The sequence below is a fragment of the Plantibacter cousiniae (nom. nud.) genome (genome assembly GCF_977070315.1).
In genome coordinates, this window is sequence record NZ_CDRVEU010000001.1 from 508,785 (window position 1) to 525,784 (window position 17,000).

The following is a 17,000-nucleotide window of genomic DNA, read 5'->3' on the forward strand; positions in this document are numbered from 1 at the left end:
TTTTGTTACTCGCCTTCCAGCAGTTCGGTGACGCGGCCGATCAGTTCGGCAATCGCGAACGGCTTGGGCAGCACATGCATGCCCGGCTCAAGCGTGTCATGCGCCAACGCGGCGTTTTCAGCATAACCAGTCACGAACAGGATTTTCAGGTCGGGCCGGACATCCCGCGCCGCGTCTGCGACCTGACGACCATTCATGCCGCCCGGCAGACCGACGTCGGTGATCAGCAGGTCGATCGCCGCTTTGGACTGCAGAATGGTCAGGGCATCGGCACCCCGTTCAGCCTGCAAGACAATATAGCCAAGGTCTTCAAGCAACTCGGCAATGAGCAAGCGCACGGCGGGCTCGTCATCGACGACCAGAATGGTTTCGTCACTCGTGCTGGAAGCGGGGACTTGCAACGGGCTGTCATCGAAGACCACCGTTTCAGCTTCGCCTTCGTGCATCGGCAGCAGAATGCAGACTTTCGAACCCTCGCCAACCTTTGACGTAATGTAAACGCCGCCACCGGACTGCCGTGCAAAACCGTAAATCATCGACAGCCCCAGCCCGGTGCCCATGCCTGTCGGTTTGGTGGTGAAGAACGGGTCGAAGGCCCGCGCCATGACGTCGTTGCTCATGCCGGTGCCGGTGTCGCTGACGGACAGTTCCACATAACGGCCTGCGGGCAGTTGATACTTGGTCGCCATGACTGCCGTCAGGTGGCGATTGCCCGTCTGGATCAGCAGTTTTCCGCCATCGGGCATGGCGTCCTTGGCGTTGATGCACAGGTTGAGCAGCGAATTTTCCAGTTGATGCGGATCAACCAGGGTCGCCCATAGCCCGCTTGAGGCATTGACCTGCATATCGATGGCCGGACCTACGGTGCGCCGAATCAGCTCGTCCATGCCCGCGACCAGAAGATCGATATCCGTGGCCTTGGGGGCCAGCGTCTGACGGCGCGAGAATGCCAGCAGCCGATGTGTCAGGGATGCGGCGCGTCTCGAGCCTTCCAGCGCTGCGTTGATGTAGCGGTCCAGTTCCGTGAAGCGTTCCTGTCTGATCCTCGACAGCAGCAGCTCCATGTTGCCGGTGACGCCCATCAGCAGGTTATTGAAGTCATGAGCCAGCCCGCCGGTCAGTTGCCCGACCGCTTCCATTTTCTGCGATTGAATCAAGGCCTCTTCGGCAATACGCAATGCTTTGATGCGGTCCTTTTCGTGGGTCAGGTGCTTGCCCAGCGCAAAAATGATTCCGTTGCCGGGTGCCGCAGTCCAGCCGAACCAGTGGTAGCTGCCGTCGACATGCTGATAACGATTTTCAAACAGCGGCAGTACATGGTTGACAGTGTGTTTCAGAGCATTCTGGGTGTTGCTGACATCATCCGGATGCAGCAGGGTCATGATGGAGGTGCCCAGCAGCTCTTGTTCCGGGTGGCCCAGCAGCGCTGTCCAGGCCGGGTTTACCCGCAGAAAAATACCGTTGAAATCGAGTATCGCCAGCGGGTCAGGAGATATTTGCCAAAACGTGTCCAGCTCCAGCGTCCGTTGTTCAAGTCTGGCGGTCTGCTGTCGTTCCAGACTGACCAGATCGTCAATCAGTTTCAGGCGTTTGCGCTCGCTTTCCTGCAGCGCTTGCTGATTGAGAACATGCGCAGTGGTTTCGTTGGTGATGCAGAACATGCCGACTACCACGCCATGCTCGTCGATGACCGGTGAAAACGAGAATGACCACCATGTCTGCTCGACCTCGCCGTAGCGTGCCATGGACAGCGGCAAGTCCTGGTAGTGGCAGGGCTTGCCGGCGAGCGCGTCGATCACCAGCGGCGCGACCTGGTCCCAGACGTCTGCCCACAGATCCGGAATGAGTGCGCCGATAGCGTCGTCCTTGCGCGGGCCGAGGATCGGGGTATAGGCGTCATTGTGGAAAAACACCAGATCCGGTCCCCAGAGCAGGTACATGGACTCCGGAGAATTGAGGATCAGATTCAGGGTGTTTTTCAGCGATACCGGCCAATGCTCGATCGGTCCGAGTGAAGTCTGACTCCAGTCCCTGGATCGGATAATCCCGGCGGCCTTGCCGTTGGCGGTCGGGAAACCAGTGGGCGATATCACTTCGGACAAGCTCCTGAAGATCTGCATGAAGAGGCAAGGGTATTCATATGAATAGGGATGTGTGTTTGCTCAGTTCAGGAAAGGGGCTGCATACCTGCTTTTACCTGCAGCCTGTACTTTATTGACTCTTCGCCACAGGTGCGGGTTGCACGCAGTTCACCAATACGCGGGGCAGATTGACGAACGGGTATCTGCTCAAACCCGTAACATCCGGAAGCACACCGGTAATAGCCAGACAGTGACTTCTCTTCAACTTGTTGGTCAATGACTCATCTGACAAACCTTGTAGGAGGCTTCCTGTGAATACGCGTGGTTTACTCGATCAATTGCTCAAGTCCGGACAAAGCATGTTGCAGGACAAGAACAAAGGCAAATCCGGCAAGCAATCGTCGGGCAGCGACTCACTGATCAATGGCCTCGGCAGCCTGCTTGGCGGTGGCAAAGGACAGGGCGGTTCCCAGAATGGGCTGGGTGGTCTGCTGTCCGGCGCCGGTGGTGGCGCTCTGGCCGCAGGTGCCATGAGTCTTCTGCGCGGCAAGCGTACCCGCGGGATGGGTGGCAAGGTGTTGACCTACGGAGGCCTGGCGGCGCTGGGAGTACTGGCTTACAAGGCATACAACAACTGGCAGTCCAGCCAGGGGCTTGCCGCTCAACGTGAACCGCAAACCATCGACCGGCTGCCCGAGGCTGAAGCCGAGCAGCACAGCCAGGCAATCCTGCGCGCATTGGTCGCCGCCGCAAAGGCCGATGGCCATGTCGATGAGCGTGAGCGCGAACTGATCGAAGGTGAGTTCACCAAACTGAACAACGATCAGACGCTTCAGCAATGGCTTCACGCCGAGCTGAACAAGCCGCTGGACCCGGCAGAGGTGGCCCGGGCCGCGACCACGCCGGAAATGGCGGCGGAAATGTACATCGCCAGTGTGATGCTGGTGGATGAAGAGCACTTCATGGAACGCGCCTACCTCGATGAGTTGGCGCGTGAGTTGAAGCTGGAACCCGGCCTCAAGACCGAGCTTGAAGGCCAGGTGCGGAACGCTCAGTAAACCGGTTCTCCGGCCAGTGAGTTGCCTGGCACGCCTTGTGTGCCAGGCAACTGCCCCGATCAGGGGTGTTCCATTCCTTCGGCGTTGGTCAGTTCCCTGATCAGCGCTGTCTGCTGCTCCTTGAATGTGGCTTCGAACTCTACAATCCGTTCTTCGTACTCCGGGTCTTCGAGACTGATATTGCGTTGTTCGAACTCGTCGGTGAGCTGGTTCAGTTCAGTCCTGTAAGTACGTTCGAGTGCTTCGAAGCGTCCAGTGTGGGTTTCACGCAGGTAGCTGATCCAGTAATCCTGCTGCTGAGCGAAGCGCAGGAAGGGCTCGCCGCGTTCTCCGTTTTGCACGCGAAGCATTGCAGTGTCGAACTCCCCGGGTCTGATGGCTGCGTGAGCCTGGAAAAGCATGCCTTCCGGTGGTACTGGCAAGTCCAGCGCGCTGGCCCAGTGCGTGCGATACGCCAGACGCACCTCGGCTTCATCACGGCCCCCGGTCTGTTCGCGGGCTGCGGCATCCAGCTCGGAGAGGCGATACAGCCGGACGGTCAGCCGATACAACAGGGCGCCGCGCTGCTCCGCTACGACGTCCTGCAACGACTGCCGGACGAACACCAGCACCTCCATCTGGTTGAATTCCAGAAGAATGCCGTCCGGGCAAGTGTCGTTATCACGAAACAGCCTGAGCGGTTCTTCGGCGATGGCGTTGAGGGTCTCTCCAAGTTGAGGCTCCTGACTCACTGCGGTCAGTACCCGCCAGACGCGCTCGCGCAGTGCTGTGCGGCTGGTGATGTTGCGATAATCGGCGCTGCGACGCAGCGAGTCGATCAGGTCGAGCAGGTTGCGGGTGTGCTCGCTGGCCTCCAGCTGCTCCCACATCTCACGCCGCCCGGCGCTCAACGGGTTGCTGTCGTCCAGCCAGGGCTCGACGGTGACGGGCTCCGGAGTCGATGCCCGACTGTCATCTGATGACAGATAATCCGAGATCGATGCGTCCGAGTCATGGTGTTCCGTCCAGTCCATCGCGCTGAGCTCGGGCGGCAGATCCATGTCGAAGGTGAAAGAGCGTCCATAACGTTCTGACAGATGTGCCCGGCGCATGGTGTCTTCGGAAAGCGGATTGCTCAGCAGGCTTATTTCCGTGTGCGAAAACTCGCTGCCGGGATTGGCGAGTATGTGTTCTGGCAGTTCGCTGATCAGATTGCCTTCCAGCAACAGTGTCCTGATCTGGGCTGGGACCATGCTCTCCACCCAGGTTGGCCATTCGACCAATCCGATGTTGTTCAGTGACAGCCAGTTAAGTGCTGTGCCACTGAGGCTGGCCAGGTCGCTGATGGCACCGATCCGGTTGCCATCCAGCTCCAGCCTTTCAAGCGTCGCGATCCGGCCGAAGAAATCGATGTGCTGTTGCTCTACCAGCATCCCCTGATCCATCAGCGATAGTGTACGAAGAGATCGAAGCTCGAGCAGCGCCGGTGGCAGTTGCAGCAGGGGGGCGACATGCCCGCTTATTTCCAGCGAGGTCAGATCCGTCATGCGGCGCAACAGTTGATCCAGGTCAGCGGCTGTGCCAATGATTCTGCTCAGATGCAGATAGCGTACCTGGCGATAAAAGAAATCCGGCAGGTGTCGGGGAAAGTCGGCCAACGCAATGTCTGCGAGGCGCAGTGGACTGTGGATTTGCCCCAGGCTGAAGGTTCGCCAGTGATCGGTCAGAAGCCTGCCGATCTGACGGCGTGATTCGAGGGTCTGCTCGCTCGGTAAGGCCATCGAGCTGGAGGCATGCGTCCACCGATCAACGGCGGCAAATAATTCTGCACCTTCGTTCAATTGCCTGTTTACAGCGGCCTGCACGGCAACCGGAGTGTCCATGACAAAACTGAAGGAACTGCCGGCTACCGCTTCATTGATACGTGCATGCATCGCAGTGTGTCGGGACAGGATGTTGCCGCGCAAGTCAATCACTGTCCGATGCTCAGGGCTGGGAGGATTGTCGAGGATCCACCCGGGCAGTTCCGTCAGGTTATTGTGCGCCACCGACAGTTCGCGAATGTTGTTCGGGATTATGTCGGTCAGCCAGGACGGCCAGCGGTGCATGCTGACCCGCTCCAGCACCAACCGGTCGAGGTGCAGCCAGCTCAGGTCCATGGGCAGCACGCTGATCAGGCGATTGCCACTGAGGTTCAGCATCCTCAGGCCAGGCATGCTGCGCAAGGGGTCCATTTGCGCCTGGTCCAGAAAAATGCCCTGGTTGATCAGCCCCAGTTCGGTCAGTTGGGGCAGCACACGGGACACTTGCTGAGGCAGGTTGAGAAAGATCGAGGGCTCGGGGGCCAGACGGGAGGCGGGCTCACTGGTCAGGTTCAGTGCGCGGGTATGCGGGAAGCGCTGCAGGAAGGCGCCAAGTTCGAAGCTGTTGGTCGACTGTCGGGACAGGTTCATGCCTGCTGGCGTTATATCCGCTGCATCGAGTCGCGCTCCGGACTCGACCGATATGTTTTCCAGGTGCAGTGCGGTAACGCGGTTGAAGACGAAGTCCGGCAGATGTTGCGGAAAATCACTCAGCGAGACATGGTGCAGGCGCAGCGGCTCAAGCGTCCGTCCTATCTCGGGGAGGTTGTTGAGGCGCCAGTGGCTCCAGATCGCTTCGTGGATGCGCGTGCGACTGTCGATATGAGCCTGACTCATGGGGGGCATTGCCACGGATTCATAGGTCCAGGCGTCGAGACTTGCGCGCAACAGCATTTGCTCGCCCAGCAGGTCGTTGAGTCGCGTATCGATGGTTCTGTTGTCCCAGCCGGCGTGGCGCAGACGGTCGAGGATGTCTTCGGGAAACGCATCCTCCAGCTCAAGTGTACGGATCTTGTCCAGCAGACTCTCGTCGGTCATGTGCCAGTCGACTCTGCCGCTACCGCTCAGAGGGTAGCCAAGGCGACCGTCAGCCAGGCGCATGGGGGATTTCGAGCCTGGCTTGATCGCCCGCATTTTCAGCAATGGTGCCAGGTGCTGGCGGGGCAGGGGGTTGTCCTGAATCAGCGCTGCCAGCGTCTGGCCCTCGCTGGTCCGGGCAAAGCCCAATTGCTTGCGTTGGGCATCGGGCAGGGCGTGCAGCACGGACGAGTACAGATCGTCCAGCCCGTGCAGGTGCTGGTCCTCAGCGTCACGGGCCTGGTAACGATTGCCTTCCTTGATCAGTACTTTGCGTACGGGGGCATCCTCGGGGCCGATGCTGTCGATCAAGCGGCCACCGAAATACCGGTCATGGACCTCAAGTCTGACCTGGGGCGGCCATTGCGGCAGGGCTTCAAGGCTGTGCAATACAAGGCAGTCAGTGTCGGCACTGTAGACCGAGTTCAGATAAAGCCCTTCATAGGCCCGCGCCAGCCTTACCTGTTGTAAATAGGCGCTGGCCTCTTCGGCAATGGTCAATGGTACACGTCGTTCTTTCACGAGTTGCAGTCTTTCGGCAGGCGAGGCATGGCTGGCCAGTTCCTCGGTTACCAAAGGCGGCAGACCGGGAAATGCCTTCTGCAGGGTTTGCGCACCTTGCGTCTCGGTGGTGTTCAATGCGCGGTAATGAGACTCGAACAGCCAGCCCCTCGTGGTACGGGCGCGTGCTGCCAATTGCGCCCGTAGCGTGATCAGTCGCGGTGACATGCCAAGCTGGCCTGCACCGAACTCTTCGTTGAGCAGGGTGCGGATTTCGTTGTTGCTCAGCTTTTCCAGCACCTGGCGCAGGGCATCCGGCTGGTCGGCATGAACAGTGATGTTGAGGGTGTCAGACACGACCGGCTGATAGGCCGGAGCGAATGTCTGCAGCGTGCGGCCCTCGGCATCCACCAGTACCAAGGCGCGATTGCTCGGCCAGCCACGGTCCTGGCTCAACAGTTCAAGTTGAAGGGGCGCTGCGGCGTTCGTATCGTTGGCTTCCAGCTGTTCGATGAAACGCTCGATCTCCTGGTCCAGCCTGAACCGGCGCGCCGTGTCCTCAAGCAATGCCGGAGGACGACGCTGATCGGTCAGTGCCTCGCGCATCACGGATTCAGGCGTGTTGCTGACTTTGACGATGCGCCTGGCGGTGCTGTCCGAAAACGTTTCACTGGAATAGCCCAACCGTCGAAACAGGTTCAGGCCTTCCATCTCCAGCGGCTGATCGAGCTCATGCAGCCATGCGCCTGCGCCGTTGTGCCGCAAGGCGGGCCGATAGCTGTCCGCGCGGGTCGGGTGCTCGATCAGGTAACCGTCGCCGCTCGTGGCAGGGCTGACTGAATAGGTACGTCCTTCAAGTGGCAACCACTGCTTGCCTTGCCAGGTGTACAGCCCGGTAGCGTCGGGCTGCAGACCCTTGGGCAGTACGATGTCATGGGCAAAGGGCGTCAGGTCAGGCTTCCACAGGCGGGTCGTGCCGCCCGGAAAATCCACGGGCTTGAGGCTTTTTACGAACTCGGGCGCCTGTACCGCCGGGATACCTGCGGCGCCCGTCGACGCAGCGCCAAGAGCCGATATCAGGGCAACGTTCTCGACTACATCGAACAGGTAGGCGAACGCCTGCTGTTTCTCGTCCTTGGCCCAGCTTTCCACGCCCTCATACACTTCGTGAACCAGCTGAATGGCGGTGACGGCCATCATCACTTCGCCCAATACCGGAACGACGAAGCCTGCGATATTCAGGACATTGAAGGCGGTGTCCATGAAGTACTGCACGCGCTCATCGAAGGTTTTCTGATCCTGTACTGCTGTAGGCACACCATGAAACAGTGCGTCGTCGCGCAAGGCCTCGCGTTTGCGCTCGTGCAGGTTGTCCAGCAGTGGACCTTGCAGCACGGTTTCTCTCAGGTGGAGTCGGGCGTTTCGGTCCGCCTCACGCTCCAGCCACTGGCGCTCGAAAATGCCGCCTTTCTTGACTTTGGGGTATAGGCGCTCGGATAACTTTTCAAACAAGGCACTTCGATGGCGCGCCGGTATGAAGCGCATGAAGAAGTTCAGGTAGTCGTTGATGAACATCCGGTCGCGTAATTCATTTATGAAGACTTCGACCGAGTCGTATTCCTTCAACGGCGCAACGGGATCATCCGGGATATACACCACAATCCGCTCTGCTTGAGTGGCAATATCCCGGTCCTTGCCAATAACCAGAAGACCGCTCAGTTCGATATCGCCCAGGCACACAACGCTGCAGTTGACTGGCCGGTTATCGAGGCGGACTTGTTGCTTGCCATCGAGAAGCTCCAGTAATGCGCCTTGCAAATCCGGGCTGATCTGTTGTTGCAGGGATGCAATCTGCAACTGCAGCCGGATCGACGATGCTTCCAGCTGCATGAAGGTCTGGCGCAGCCTCGATGCCGCAGCGTCTTCCGTGTCTTCAGGGGTCGAAGGCGTGCTGAAGACGGCCTGGATATGCGCCTGATATTGGCCGCCCAGGTCCAGCTCACGGCACAGCGCCGCAAAGCCGGCCGGGGAAATAGGCAGGGACTTGCCGGTGATCTGTGGGCCGAGGATTTCAAAGGAAGAAAACACCTGGGCCTTGATACCGGTGCTGGCGTCCATTGCGCCCGGTGCGGTTTCCCAGGCTTCGAAATTCTGTAGCGCAGCCTTGAGCAGGCTCTGGGTCGCGGCCCTCAGTGCAATGTTTGCCTGCGTTAGAGGGTCTCTGGATGCCGTATTGAACGATTGATCGACTCGCGCCCGACTGGCGTGGAACAGCCAGGTGTCGGAGACGTCCACCTCCAGCCCGAAGCAGTCCTTGATGGCGGCTGTCAGCAAGGGCCTTGCGAAGTCCTCCAGCGTCGACAGGCGATCCAGCGTCGAACGAACCTGTTGCTCGTTCTCGCGATGCTCGGCATACAGGCGCTGCAGTTCGGCGACCTGATCAGGGCTGGACTTGCGTGCGCCTTTCAGCCATTGCACGGGGCGCCGCGAGGCCTTGCGCAAGGCCGCATGGGTTGACGGCTCAGCCTGAAGCAGCCACTCCGGGGCTTTGTCTTTTATCAGTTGCAGATGCGGGAGTGCAGAAGCCTTGCCCGACAGAGATAGATCCAGCATTTAAGTGCCTTGTCGTGAATGAACAACGACAAAGCTTACGGTCGTGACTTGCCGTACAAGTGCTAACTATCTATGTGCTTTCGCTGTTTCTGAAGACCATCGCTCAAGTAGTGGTGGCGATGGCCGACAAGACATTGGATGGGTGAAGGAGCGGCGATCGATAGCGGCCGTGACTTCGTTCTGTATTACCCATGTAACGTTTGACGGCTGGGCTATACTCACGCCGTTTGGACCGTCCGTCGGTCCACTTCTTGAACACGGCCCGACGCCGTCGTTGAACTCTTGAGGGCTGACTGTGAAGAACTGGACCTTGCGCCAACGGATTCTGGCGAGTTTCGCCGTCATCATCGCAATCATGCTGTTGATGGTCGTTGTATCTTATTCACGGTTGTTGTCCATCGAGTCCAGCGAGGAAGATGTGCGTCTGGATGCGTTGCCCGGCGTGTATTACAGCACCCTGGTGCGCAGTGCCTGGGGCGAGAGTTACATCCGCACGCTGGAGCTGATTGCCGAAGGGCAGGCGAGGCCGCTGACCAAGCAGGAAAGGGACCAGTTTCAGGGCTTTGACGAAAACCTGCAGGCACAGATGGACGGCTACAAGAAGTCCATCTTCGATGATGCAGACAGAGACAGCTTCGCGCTTTTCGAAAAGCGCCGCGAAGCCTATTCGCGCATGCTCGCCGATGTTCACGCCAAGTACGATAGCGGCGACTACGCAGGCGCGCGCGCTGAATTCTATGGCGAAGTGAACCCGGTCTGGCTCACGGGACGCAAGCAGCTCAATGATCTCATTGTGGCCAATAAACAGCTGGCTGATCAGGCCACCGCCAACATTGTCAATGCCGTGCTGGCTGCCAAGATCAGCATGATCCTGTCGCTGCTGGTCGCCGTGCTGGCGGCTGCGGCCTGCGGTCTGCTGTTGATGCGTTCGATCACGGCACCGATGCAATTGATCGTTCGGATCCTGGACGTCATGCGTACCGGCGACCTGAGCACTCGATTGAACCTGTCGCGCAAGGACGAGTTCAATGCGGTCGAGACCGGCTTCAACGACATGGTCACCGAGCTCACCGCACTGGTTGCCCAGGCGCAGCGCTCCTCGGTACAGGTCACTACCTCGGTCACCGAGATCGCTGCAACGTCACGCCAGCAGCAGGCTACCGCCACCGAGACCGCTGCAACCACCACCGAGATCGGCGCCACGTCGCGGGAAATCGCCGCCACCTCGCGGGACCTGGTGCGCACCATGACCGAAGTCACTTCGGCGGCGGATCAGGCGTCGGTTCTCGCCGGTTCCGGCCAGCAGGGCCTGGCACGCATGGAAGACACCATGCATCAGGTGATGGGCGCTGCCAATCTGGTCAACGCCAAGCTGGCGATCCTCAACGAGAAGGCCGGCAACATCAATCAGGTTGTCGTCACCATCGTCAAGGTCGCCGACCAGACCAATCTGCTGTCGCTCAATGCCGCCATCGAGGCCGAGAAGGCCGGTGAATACGGTCGCGGGTTTGCAGTGGTTGCCACCGAGGTCCGTCGCCTGGCCGACCAGACTGCCGTCGCCACTTATGATATCGAGCAGATGGTGCGGGAAATCCAGTCTGCAGTGTCTGCGGGTGTGATGGGCATGGACAAGTTTTCCGAAGAGGTGCGCCGTGGCATGTTCGAGGTCACCCAGGTCGGTGAGCAGCTGTCGCAGATCATCCATCAGGTTCAGGCGCTGGCACCTCGTGTGCTGATGGTCAACGAAGGCATGCAGGCCCAGGCCACCGGCGCCGAACAGATCAATCAGGCGCTGGTACAACTGGCGGATGCCAGCAGCCAGACCGTCGAATCACTGCGTCAAGCCAGTTTCGCGATCGACGAGTTGAGTCAGGTCGCGGTCGGGCTGCGCAGCGGCGTTTCGCGTTTCAAGGTCTGAAGGATCAATGAGCGATCAATCGCCGAGGCGCAATGGCACGCCACTGACCGCCAGCAAGCTTTTTCTGCTGTTTTGCATCGGCGAAGACCGCTATGCGCTGGACGCGACCGAGATCGCCGAAATCCTGCCGCGGGTAAAACTCAAGGCGATTGCCCAGGCACCGCACTGGGTGGCGGGAATCTTTGCTCATCGCGGCGAGATTGTCCCGGTGATCGACATCAGCGCGCTGAATTCCGGTCAGCCAGCGCGCTCGCGTACCAGTACGCGCATGGTGCTGGTGCATTATCGCTACGATGACGCGCACCCGGCTCAGTTGCTCGGGCTGATTCTGGAGCAGGCGACCGAAACGCTGCGCTGCCCGGTTGCGCAGTTCAAGGCGTACGGGCTGGACAATCGCCTGTCACCTTACCTGGGGCCGGTCCGCGAGGACGAGCAGGGCCTGCTGCAGTGGATTCATGTTCACGAACTGTTGAGCAAGCCGGTCCGCGAGTTGTTGTACCCGGTGCCGCCGATTGACCTTGAGCTGCTCGAGGACGCGCGATGAAGGTGGATGATTCGCGCTTCTTCAGCTTTCTCAAGGAGCGTATCGGACTGGATGTGACGTCCGTCGGCGAAGCGATCATCGAGCGCGCCTTGCGTCAGCGTGCGACGGCTGTCAATTGCCCTGACAGTGATGCGTACTGGCATCTTCTGGTCTCGTCGCCGCAGGAGCAGCAGGCGCTCATCGAAGCGGTGATCGTTCCCGAGACCTGGTTCTTTCGTTATCCCGAATCGTTTGTCACCCTGGGTATGCTGGCCCGCGAGCGCATCGCCGGTCTTGCCGGTGCGCGCCCCTTGCGCATTCTCAGCCTGCCGTGCTCGACCGGTGAGGAGCCGTATTCCATCGCCATGGCGTTATTCGACGCCGGGGTCGACGCCCGGCAATTCAAGGTCGATGCCATCGATATCAGCCCTGTTTCGATTGCCAAGGCCGAGCACGGTGTCTACGGCAAAAACTCGTTCCGTGGCAGCGACATCAGTTATCGCGAGCGCTATTTCAGTCCTGTCGCTGACGGCTTTGAAATCGCTGACAGTGTTCGCGACTCTGTGAGTTTTCAGCCGGGTAACCTGCTCGACCCGAAACTCGCTTCACAAGTGGCCTATGACATCGTCTTCTGCCGCAATCTGGTGATCTATTTTGATCGGCAGACCCAGCAACATGTATTCAAGGTCCTCAAACAACTGACCCGTGAAGACGGCCTGCTGTTTATCGGTCCGGCGGAGGGCAATCTGCTGGCAGGTATCGGCATGCGCTCGACGGGTATCGCCCAGTCCTTCGCCTTCCGGCACGCGCCCGTCGATGCGGTGGTGCCGGTGCCTGTCGCTGCACCGATGGCATCGCGTCCGGTGGTCGAGGCACCTGCCAGAGCGGTCGCGCCACGACCTGCGCCGCGAACATCCGCAGCCTTTGCGCCCGTCGCAAAACCCGTCGCTGCGGCGGGCAACAGCGATGTTTCGGCCTTGCTCGACAGGATCGCGGGGCTGGCCAACGAAGGTAAAAGTGCTGAGGCTCGGGCTGCGTGCGAGCGTTACCTGCAGCAGCATGAGCCGGTCGCGCAGGTGTTTTACTGGCTGGGTCTGCTCAGCGAAGTGGAAGGCCAGGTGCCACAGGCGCAGGGCTTCTATCGCAAGGCGCTGTATCTGCAACCGCAGCACTCCGAATCGCTGGCCCAACTGGCAGCATTGCTGGCTGCCCAGGGTGACACTGCTGGCGCCCGGCGCTTGCAGGACCGCGCAGCACGTGGCACGAATAAACAAGGAAACCAATGATGGCGGGCGTGTCCGGTTTTTCCAGTCTGACCCATGATCAGGCCCTGGATATCGATGATTGCTGGAACCGCATCGGCATTCACGGCGATCGCTCCTGCCCGTTGCTTGCAGAGCATATCCACTGCCGCAACTGCGCGGTTTATTCGGCTGCCGCCACCCGTCTGCTGGACCGCTACTCGCTGGTCCAGGAGTCGCCTGAACAGTTTCAGGGTTCGGTGTTGCTGCGCGATATCGAGACGCGCTCGATTCTGGTATTCCGTCTTGGTGAAGAGTGGCTGGGGCTGGCGTCGCGCTGCTTCTCGGAAGTCGCCCCCAGTCAGACCATCCATTCACTGCCACACCAGCGTTCGCGTGCATTGCTGGGTGTCGCCAATGTACGCGGCGCTCTGGTAGCGTGCATCTCGCTGGTCGAGCTGCTCGGGCTGGACAGCACCGCGGTGAGTACCCCGTCGACGCGGGTGGTACCGCGCATGTTGATCGTCAGCGTCGAAGGCGGCCCGGTCGTGGTGCCGGTCGACGAGGTGGACGGTATTCACGCCATCGACGAGCGTGAGCTGGAAGCTGCTTCGGCATCCGGCACGCATGCCAATGCCCGTTTCACCCGTGGCGTGCTGCAATGGAAGGGCCGCAGCCTGCGCTGGCTGGACGAAGAAGAGTTGTTGTCGGCGGTGTATCGGAGCCTCACATGACGCCAGATCAAATGCGTGACGCCTCGCTGTTCGAACTGTTCACGCTGGAAGCCGACGCGCAGACCCAGGTATTGAGTGCGGGCCTGCTGGCACTCGAACGTAACCCGACCCAGGCGGATCACCTGGAAGCCTGTATGCGTGCTGCTCACTCGCTCAAGGGCGCAGCGCGGATTGTCGGCGTCGATTTCGGCGTGAGTGTCGCACATGTGATGGAAGACTGTCTGGTCAGCGCTCAGGAAGGGCGTCTGCTGCTTCAGGCCGAGCATATCGACGCGCTGCTGTCGGGGACCGACCTGTTGATGCGTATCGCCACGCCCGGCAGCGACGGTATTGGTCAGCCCGATATCGACAGTTATGTCGAAAGGCTCAATACGTTGCTGGCTTCCGGCGCTGGCACGGCGCGTACGGTCAGTACACCACTGCCGGATCCAGCCTCGGAGGCCTTGCTGGCCAGTGCGATGCTGCAGCTTGAGACGTCAAGCGGGTCGGTTGCGCCAGCGCCTGAGTCTGTCGCAGCGCCGTTGGCCGCCGAGTCGCCTGCGCCTGCCAGTCCAGCCGCCATGCCGGCTTCGGAACCAGAGGCACCGTTCACGCCCTTGCGTGAACGGCGTGTGGCCGAGGGCGGCGAACGCGTGTTACGAGTCACCGCCGAGCGCCTCAACGGGCTGCTGGACATGTCCAGCAAATCGCTGGTCGAGACTCAGCGCCTCAAGCCCTTGCTGGCCGGTATGCAGCGTCTCAAGCGCCTGCAAAGCAGCAGCGATCGTGCGCTGGAGGTATTGGGGGCCAGCTTTGGTGAAGAAGGTCCTTCGGCCGATGTGCAAAAAGCCCTGGAGGACGCGCGCAACCTCCTGTCCCAGGCGCAGCAGGTGTTGGCCCGGCAGACTGCCGAGCTGGATGAATTCGGCTGGCAGTCGGCACAACGTGCGCAACTGTTATACGACACGGCACTCGCGTGCCGCATGCGACCTTTCGCCGACGTACTGAATGGTCAGGCGCGCATGGTCCGGGATCTGGGGCGTGAGCTGGGTAAACAGGTCCGCTTGCAGATCGAAGGCGAGAAGACCCAGGTTGATCGCGATGTGCTGGAAAAGCTCGATGCACCCTTGACTCACCTGCTGCGCAACGCCGTGGACCACGGCATCGAGTCGCCCGAAAAGCGCGTGGCGTCCGGCAAGGACCCTGAAGGTCTGATTCGTCTGCAGGCGTCGCATCAGGCTGGCTTGCTGGTCGTTGAGTTGAGCGATGACGGTGGCGGCGTGGACCTTGAACGTCTGCGCCAGAACATTATCGACCGCAAGCTTTCGCCGGCCGAGACCGCTGCGCAGCTGAGCGAGGAGGAACTGCTGAGTTTTCTGTTCCTGCCGGGCTTCAGCATGCGCGACAAGGTCACGCAGATCTCCGGCCGTGGTGTCGGCCTCGATGCCGTGCAGCATATGGTTCGCCAGATGCACGGCAGCGTTGAGCTGCAGCAATGGGCGGGCGAGGGCAGTCGCTTCAGGATAGAAATGCCGCTGACGCTTTCAGTGGTACGCAGCCTGGTCGTGGAAGTGGGCGGTGAAGCGTATGCCTTCCCGCTGGCTCATATCGAGTGCATGCGCGACCTGCAGCCTGACGACATTCTGCAACTGGAAGGGCGTCAGCATTTCTGGGATGAAGAGCGCCATGTCGGTCTGGTTTCGGCCAGTCAGCTGTTGAATCGGCCGGCTGCGCAGAAGGCCGGAGAAACGCTCAAGGTTGTGGTGATTCGTGAGCGTGATGCTGTTTACGGCGTGGCCGTTGAACGCTTCATCGGTGAGCGCACGCTGGTGGTGATGCCGCTCGATGCGCGCCTGGGCAAGGTTCAGGACGTGTCGGCGGGGGCCTTGCTCGACGACGGTTCGGTGGTGCTGATCATCGATGTCGAAGACATGTTGCGCTCGGTGGAAAAACTTCTGAATACCGGCCGCCTGGAGCGCATCGACCGACGCACTCGTCAGGCAGACCAGGTGTCACGCAAACGCGTGCTGGTCGTCGATGATTCTTTGACCGTGCGCGAGCTGGAGCGCAAGCTGCTGCTCAGTCGCGGCTACCAGGTGTCGGTGGCCGTGGACGGAATGGACGGCTGGAACGCGCTGCGCGCCGAGGACTTCGACCTGCTGATTACCGACATCGACATGCCGCGTATGGACGGTATCGAGCTGGTGACCCTGTTGCGCCGCGATACCCGCTTGCAGTCACTGCCGGTCATGGTTGTGTCCTACAAGGACCGTGAAGAGGACCGGCGTCGCGGCCTGGACGCCGGCGCCGATTATTACCTGGCCAAGGCCAGTTTCCACGATGATGCCTTGCTCGACGCTGTCGTCGAATTGATAGGAGACGCGCAAGGATGAAGATTGCCATCGTCAACGATATGCCCATGGCCATCGAAGCCCTGCGCCGTGCACTGGCTTTCGAGCCCGCGCATCAGATCATCTGGGTGGCGTCCAATGGTGCCGACGCCGTGCAGCGTTGCGTCGAGCAGACCCCGGACCTGATCCTGATGGATCTGATCATGCCGGTGATGGATGGCGTCGAAGCCACCCGCCGGATCATGGCCGAAACACCCTGCGCTATCGTTATCGTGACCGTCGACCGCGAGCAGAACATGCGCCGCGTGTTCGAAGCGATGGGGCACGGCGCGCTGGATGTGGTGGACACGCCGGCCATTGGTGGCCCCAATCCAAAAGAGGCGGCGGCGCCCCTGCTGCGCAAGATCCTCAATATCGACTGGCTGATCGGCCAGCGTGTCGGCGTTGAACGGGTCGCGGTTGCGCCGGTTTCCGCGCCGTCGAAACGTGACCGGCTCGTGGCGATCGGTTCCTCGGCAGGCGGGCCTGCAGCGCTGGAGATTCTGCTCAAGGCGCTTCCGGTGAGTTTTCCGGCAGCGATTGTCCTTGTACAGCACGTCGAGCAGGTCTTCGCCGCCGGTATGGCCGAGTGGTTGAGCTCGGCCTCCGGCCTGCCGGTACGTCTGGCAAGGGAAGGCGAAACGCCACAGCCGGGTGTGGTGTTGCTGGCTGGCACCAATCATCATATCCGTTTGCTCAAGGACGGCACGCTGGCGTACACAGCGGAGCCGGTGAATGAAGTTTACAGGCCCTCGATTGATGTGTTTTTCGAGAGCGTTACCCGATATTGGAGTGGCGAGGCGGTCGGCGTTCTGCTGACCGGGATGGGGCGCGACGGTGCACAGGGACTCAAGGCCATGCGTGAGCGGGGGTTTCTGACCATCGCTCAGGATCAGGCCAGTTCTGCTGTGTATGGCATGCCCAAGGCTGCCGCAGCCATTGATGCTGCCGTGGAAATCTGCCCATTGCCCGCCATTGCACCTCGCTTGATCGAGGTATTTACTCAATGACTGCTCTGCTGAACTCAGTGGCAGTCGGCGATCA

Annotated in this window: 9 protein-coding genes; 7 read left to right on the forward strand and 2 right to left on the reverse strand. The window is 60.4% G+C overall.

The features are described from left to right. Window positions 1-5: 5 nt before the first annotated feature. On the reverse strand, window positions 6-2,093 hold the full coding sequence (locus tag ACW55A_RS02345; RefSeq protein ID WP_498810491.1) for a response regulator: 2,088 nt from the start codon (window positions 2,091-2,093) through the stop codon (window positions 6-8). A 299-nt stretch (window positions 2,094-2,392) separates the two neighbouring features. Between ACW55A_RS02345 and ACW55A_RS02350 the strand changes: the two genes are divergently transcribed. After that, complete coding sequence (locus tag ACW55A_RS02350; RefSeq protein WP_044309237.1) at window positions 2,393-3,139, forward strand: tellurite resistance TerB family protein; 747 nt, start codon at window positions 2,393-2,395, stop codon at window positions 3,137-3,139. Window positions 3,140-3,198: 59 nt separating this feature from the next. Here the strand turns inward: ACW55A_RS02350 and ACW55A_RS02355 are convergent, their stop codons facing one another. Next, the gene (locus ACW55A_RS02355) at window positions 3,199-9,171 is read right to left on the reverse strand and encodes an NEL-type E3 ubiquitin ligase domain-containing protein (protein ID WP_498810494.1); all 5,973 of its coding nucleotides are present in this window, start codon (window positions 9,169-9,171) and stop codon (window positions 3,199-3,201) included. A 295-nt stretch (window positions 9,172-9,466) separates the two neighbouring features. Here ACW55A_RS02355 and ACW55A_RS02360 point away from each other — a divergent pair, with 295 nt between their 5' ends. From ACW55A_RS02360 to ACW55A_RS02385, 6 genes are read left to right on the forward strand one after another with little or no spacing between them, the layout of a single operon-like run. Continuing rightward, entirely contained in the window at window positions 9,467-11,089 is a 1,623-nt protein-coding gene (locus ACW55A_RS02360) for a methyl-accepting chemotaxis protein (protein WP_122241163.1), read from the forward strand. A 7-nt stretch (window positions 11,090-11,096) separates the two neighbouring features. Next, window positions 11,097-11,633, forward strand: a complete 537-nt coding sequence (locus ACW55A_RS02365) for a chemotaxis protein CheW (RefSeq protein ID WP_498810496.1) — start codon at window positions 11,097-11,099, stop codon at window positions 11,631-11,633. Further along, on the forward strand, window positions 11,630-12,898 hold the full coding sequence (locus ACW55A_RS02370) for a CheR family methyltransferase (protein ID WP_003364932.1): 1,269 nt from the start codon (window positions 11,630-11,632) through the stop codon (window positions 12,896-12,898). Before ACW55A_RS02365 ends, ACW55A_RS02370 begins: the two co-directional genes overlap by 4 nt. Continuing rightward, window positions 12,895-13,587, forward strand: a complete 693-nt coding sequence (locus tag ACW55A_RS02375; RefSeq protein ID WP_499140255.1) for a chemotaxis protein CheW — start codon at window positions 12,895-12,897, stop codon at window positions 13,585-13,587. The genes ACW55A_RS02370 and ACW55A_RS02375 overlap by 4 nt, the downstream gene beginning before the upstream one ends. Continuing rightward, window positions 13,584-15,959 carry a hybrid sensor histidine kinase/response regulator gene (locus tag ACW55A_RS02380; protein ID WP_498810499.1) on the forward strand — a complete coding sequence of 792 codons (2,376 nt, stop codon included), beginning with the start codon at window positions 13,584-13,586 and terminating at the stop codon, window positions 15,957-15,959. The genes ACW55A_RS02375 and ACW55A_RS02380 overlap by 4 nt, the downstream gene beginning before the upstream one ends. After that, entirely contained in the window at window positions 15,956-16,966 is a 1,011-nt protein-coding gene (locus ACW55A_RS02385) for a chemotaxis response regulator protein-glutamate methylesterase (RefSeq protein ID WP_498810501.1), read from the forward strand. The genes ACW55A_RS02380 and ACW55A_RS02385 overlap by 4 nt, the downstream gene beginning before the upstream one ends. Window positions 16,967-17,000: the final 34 nt, after the last annotated feature.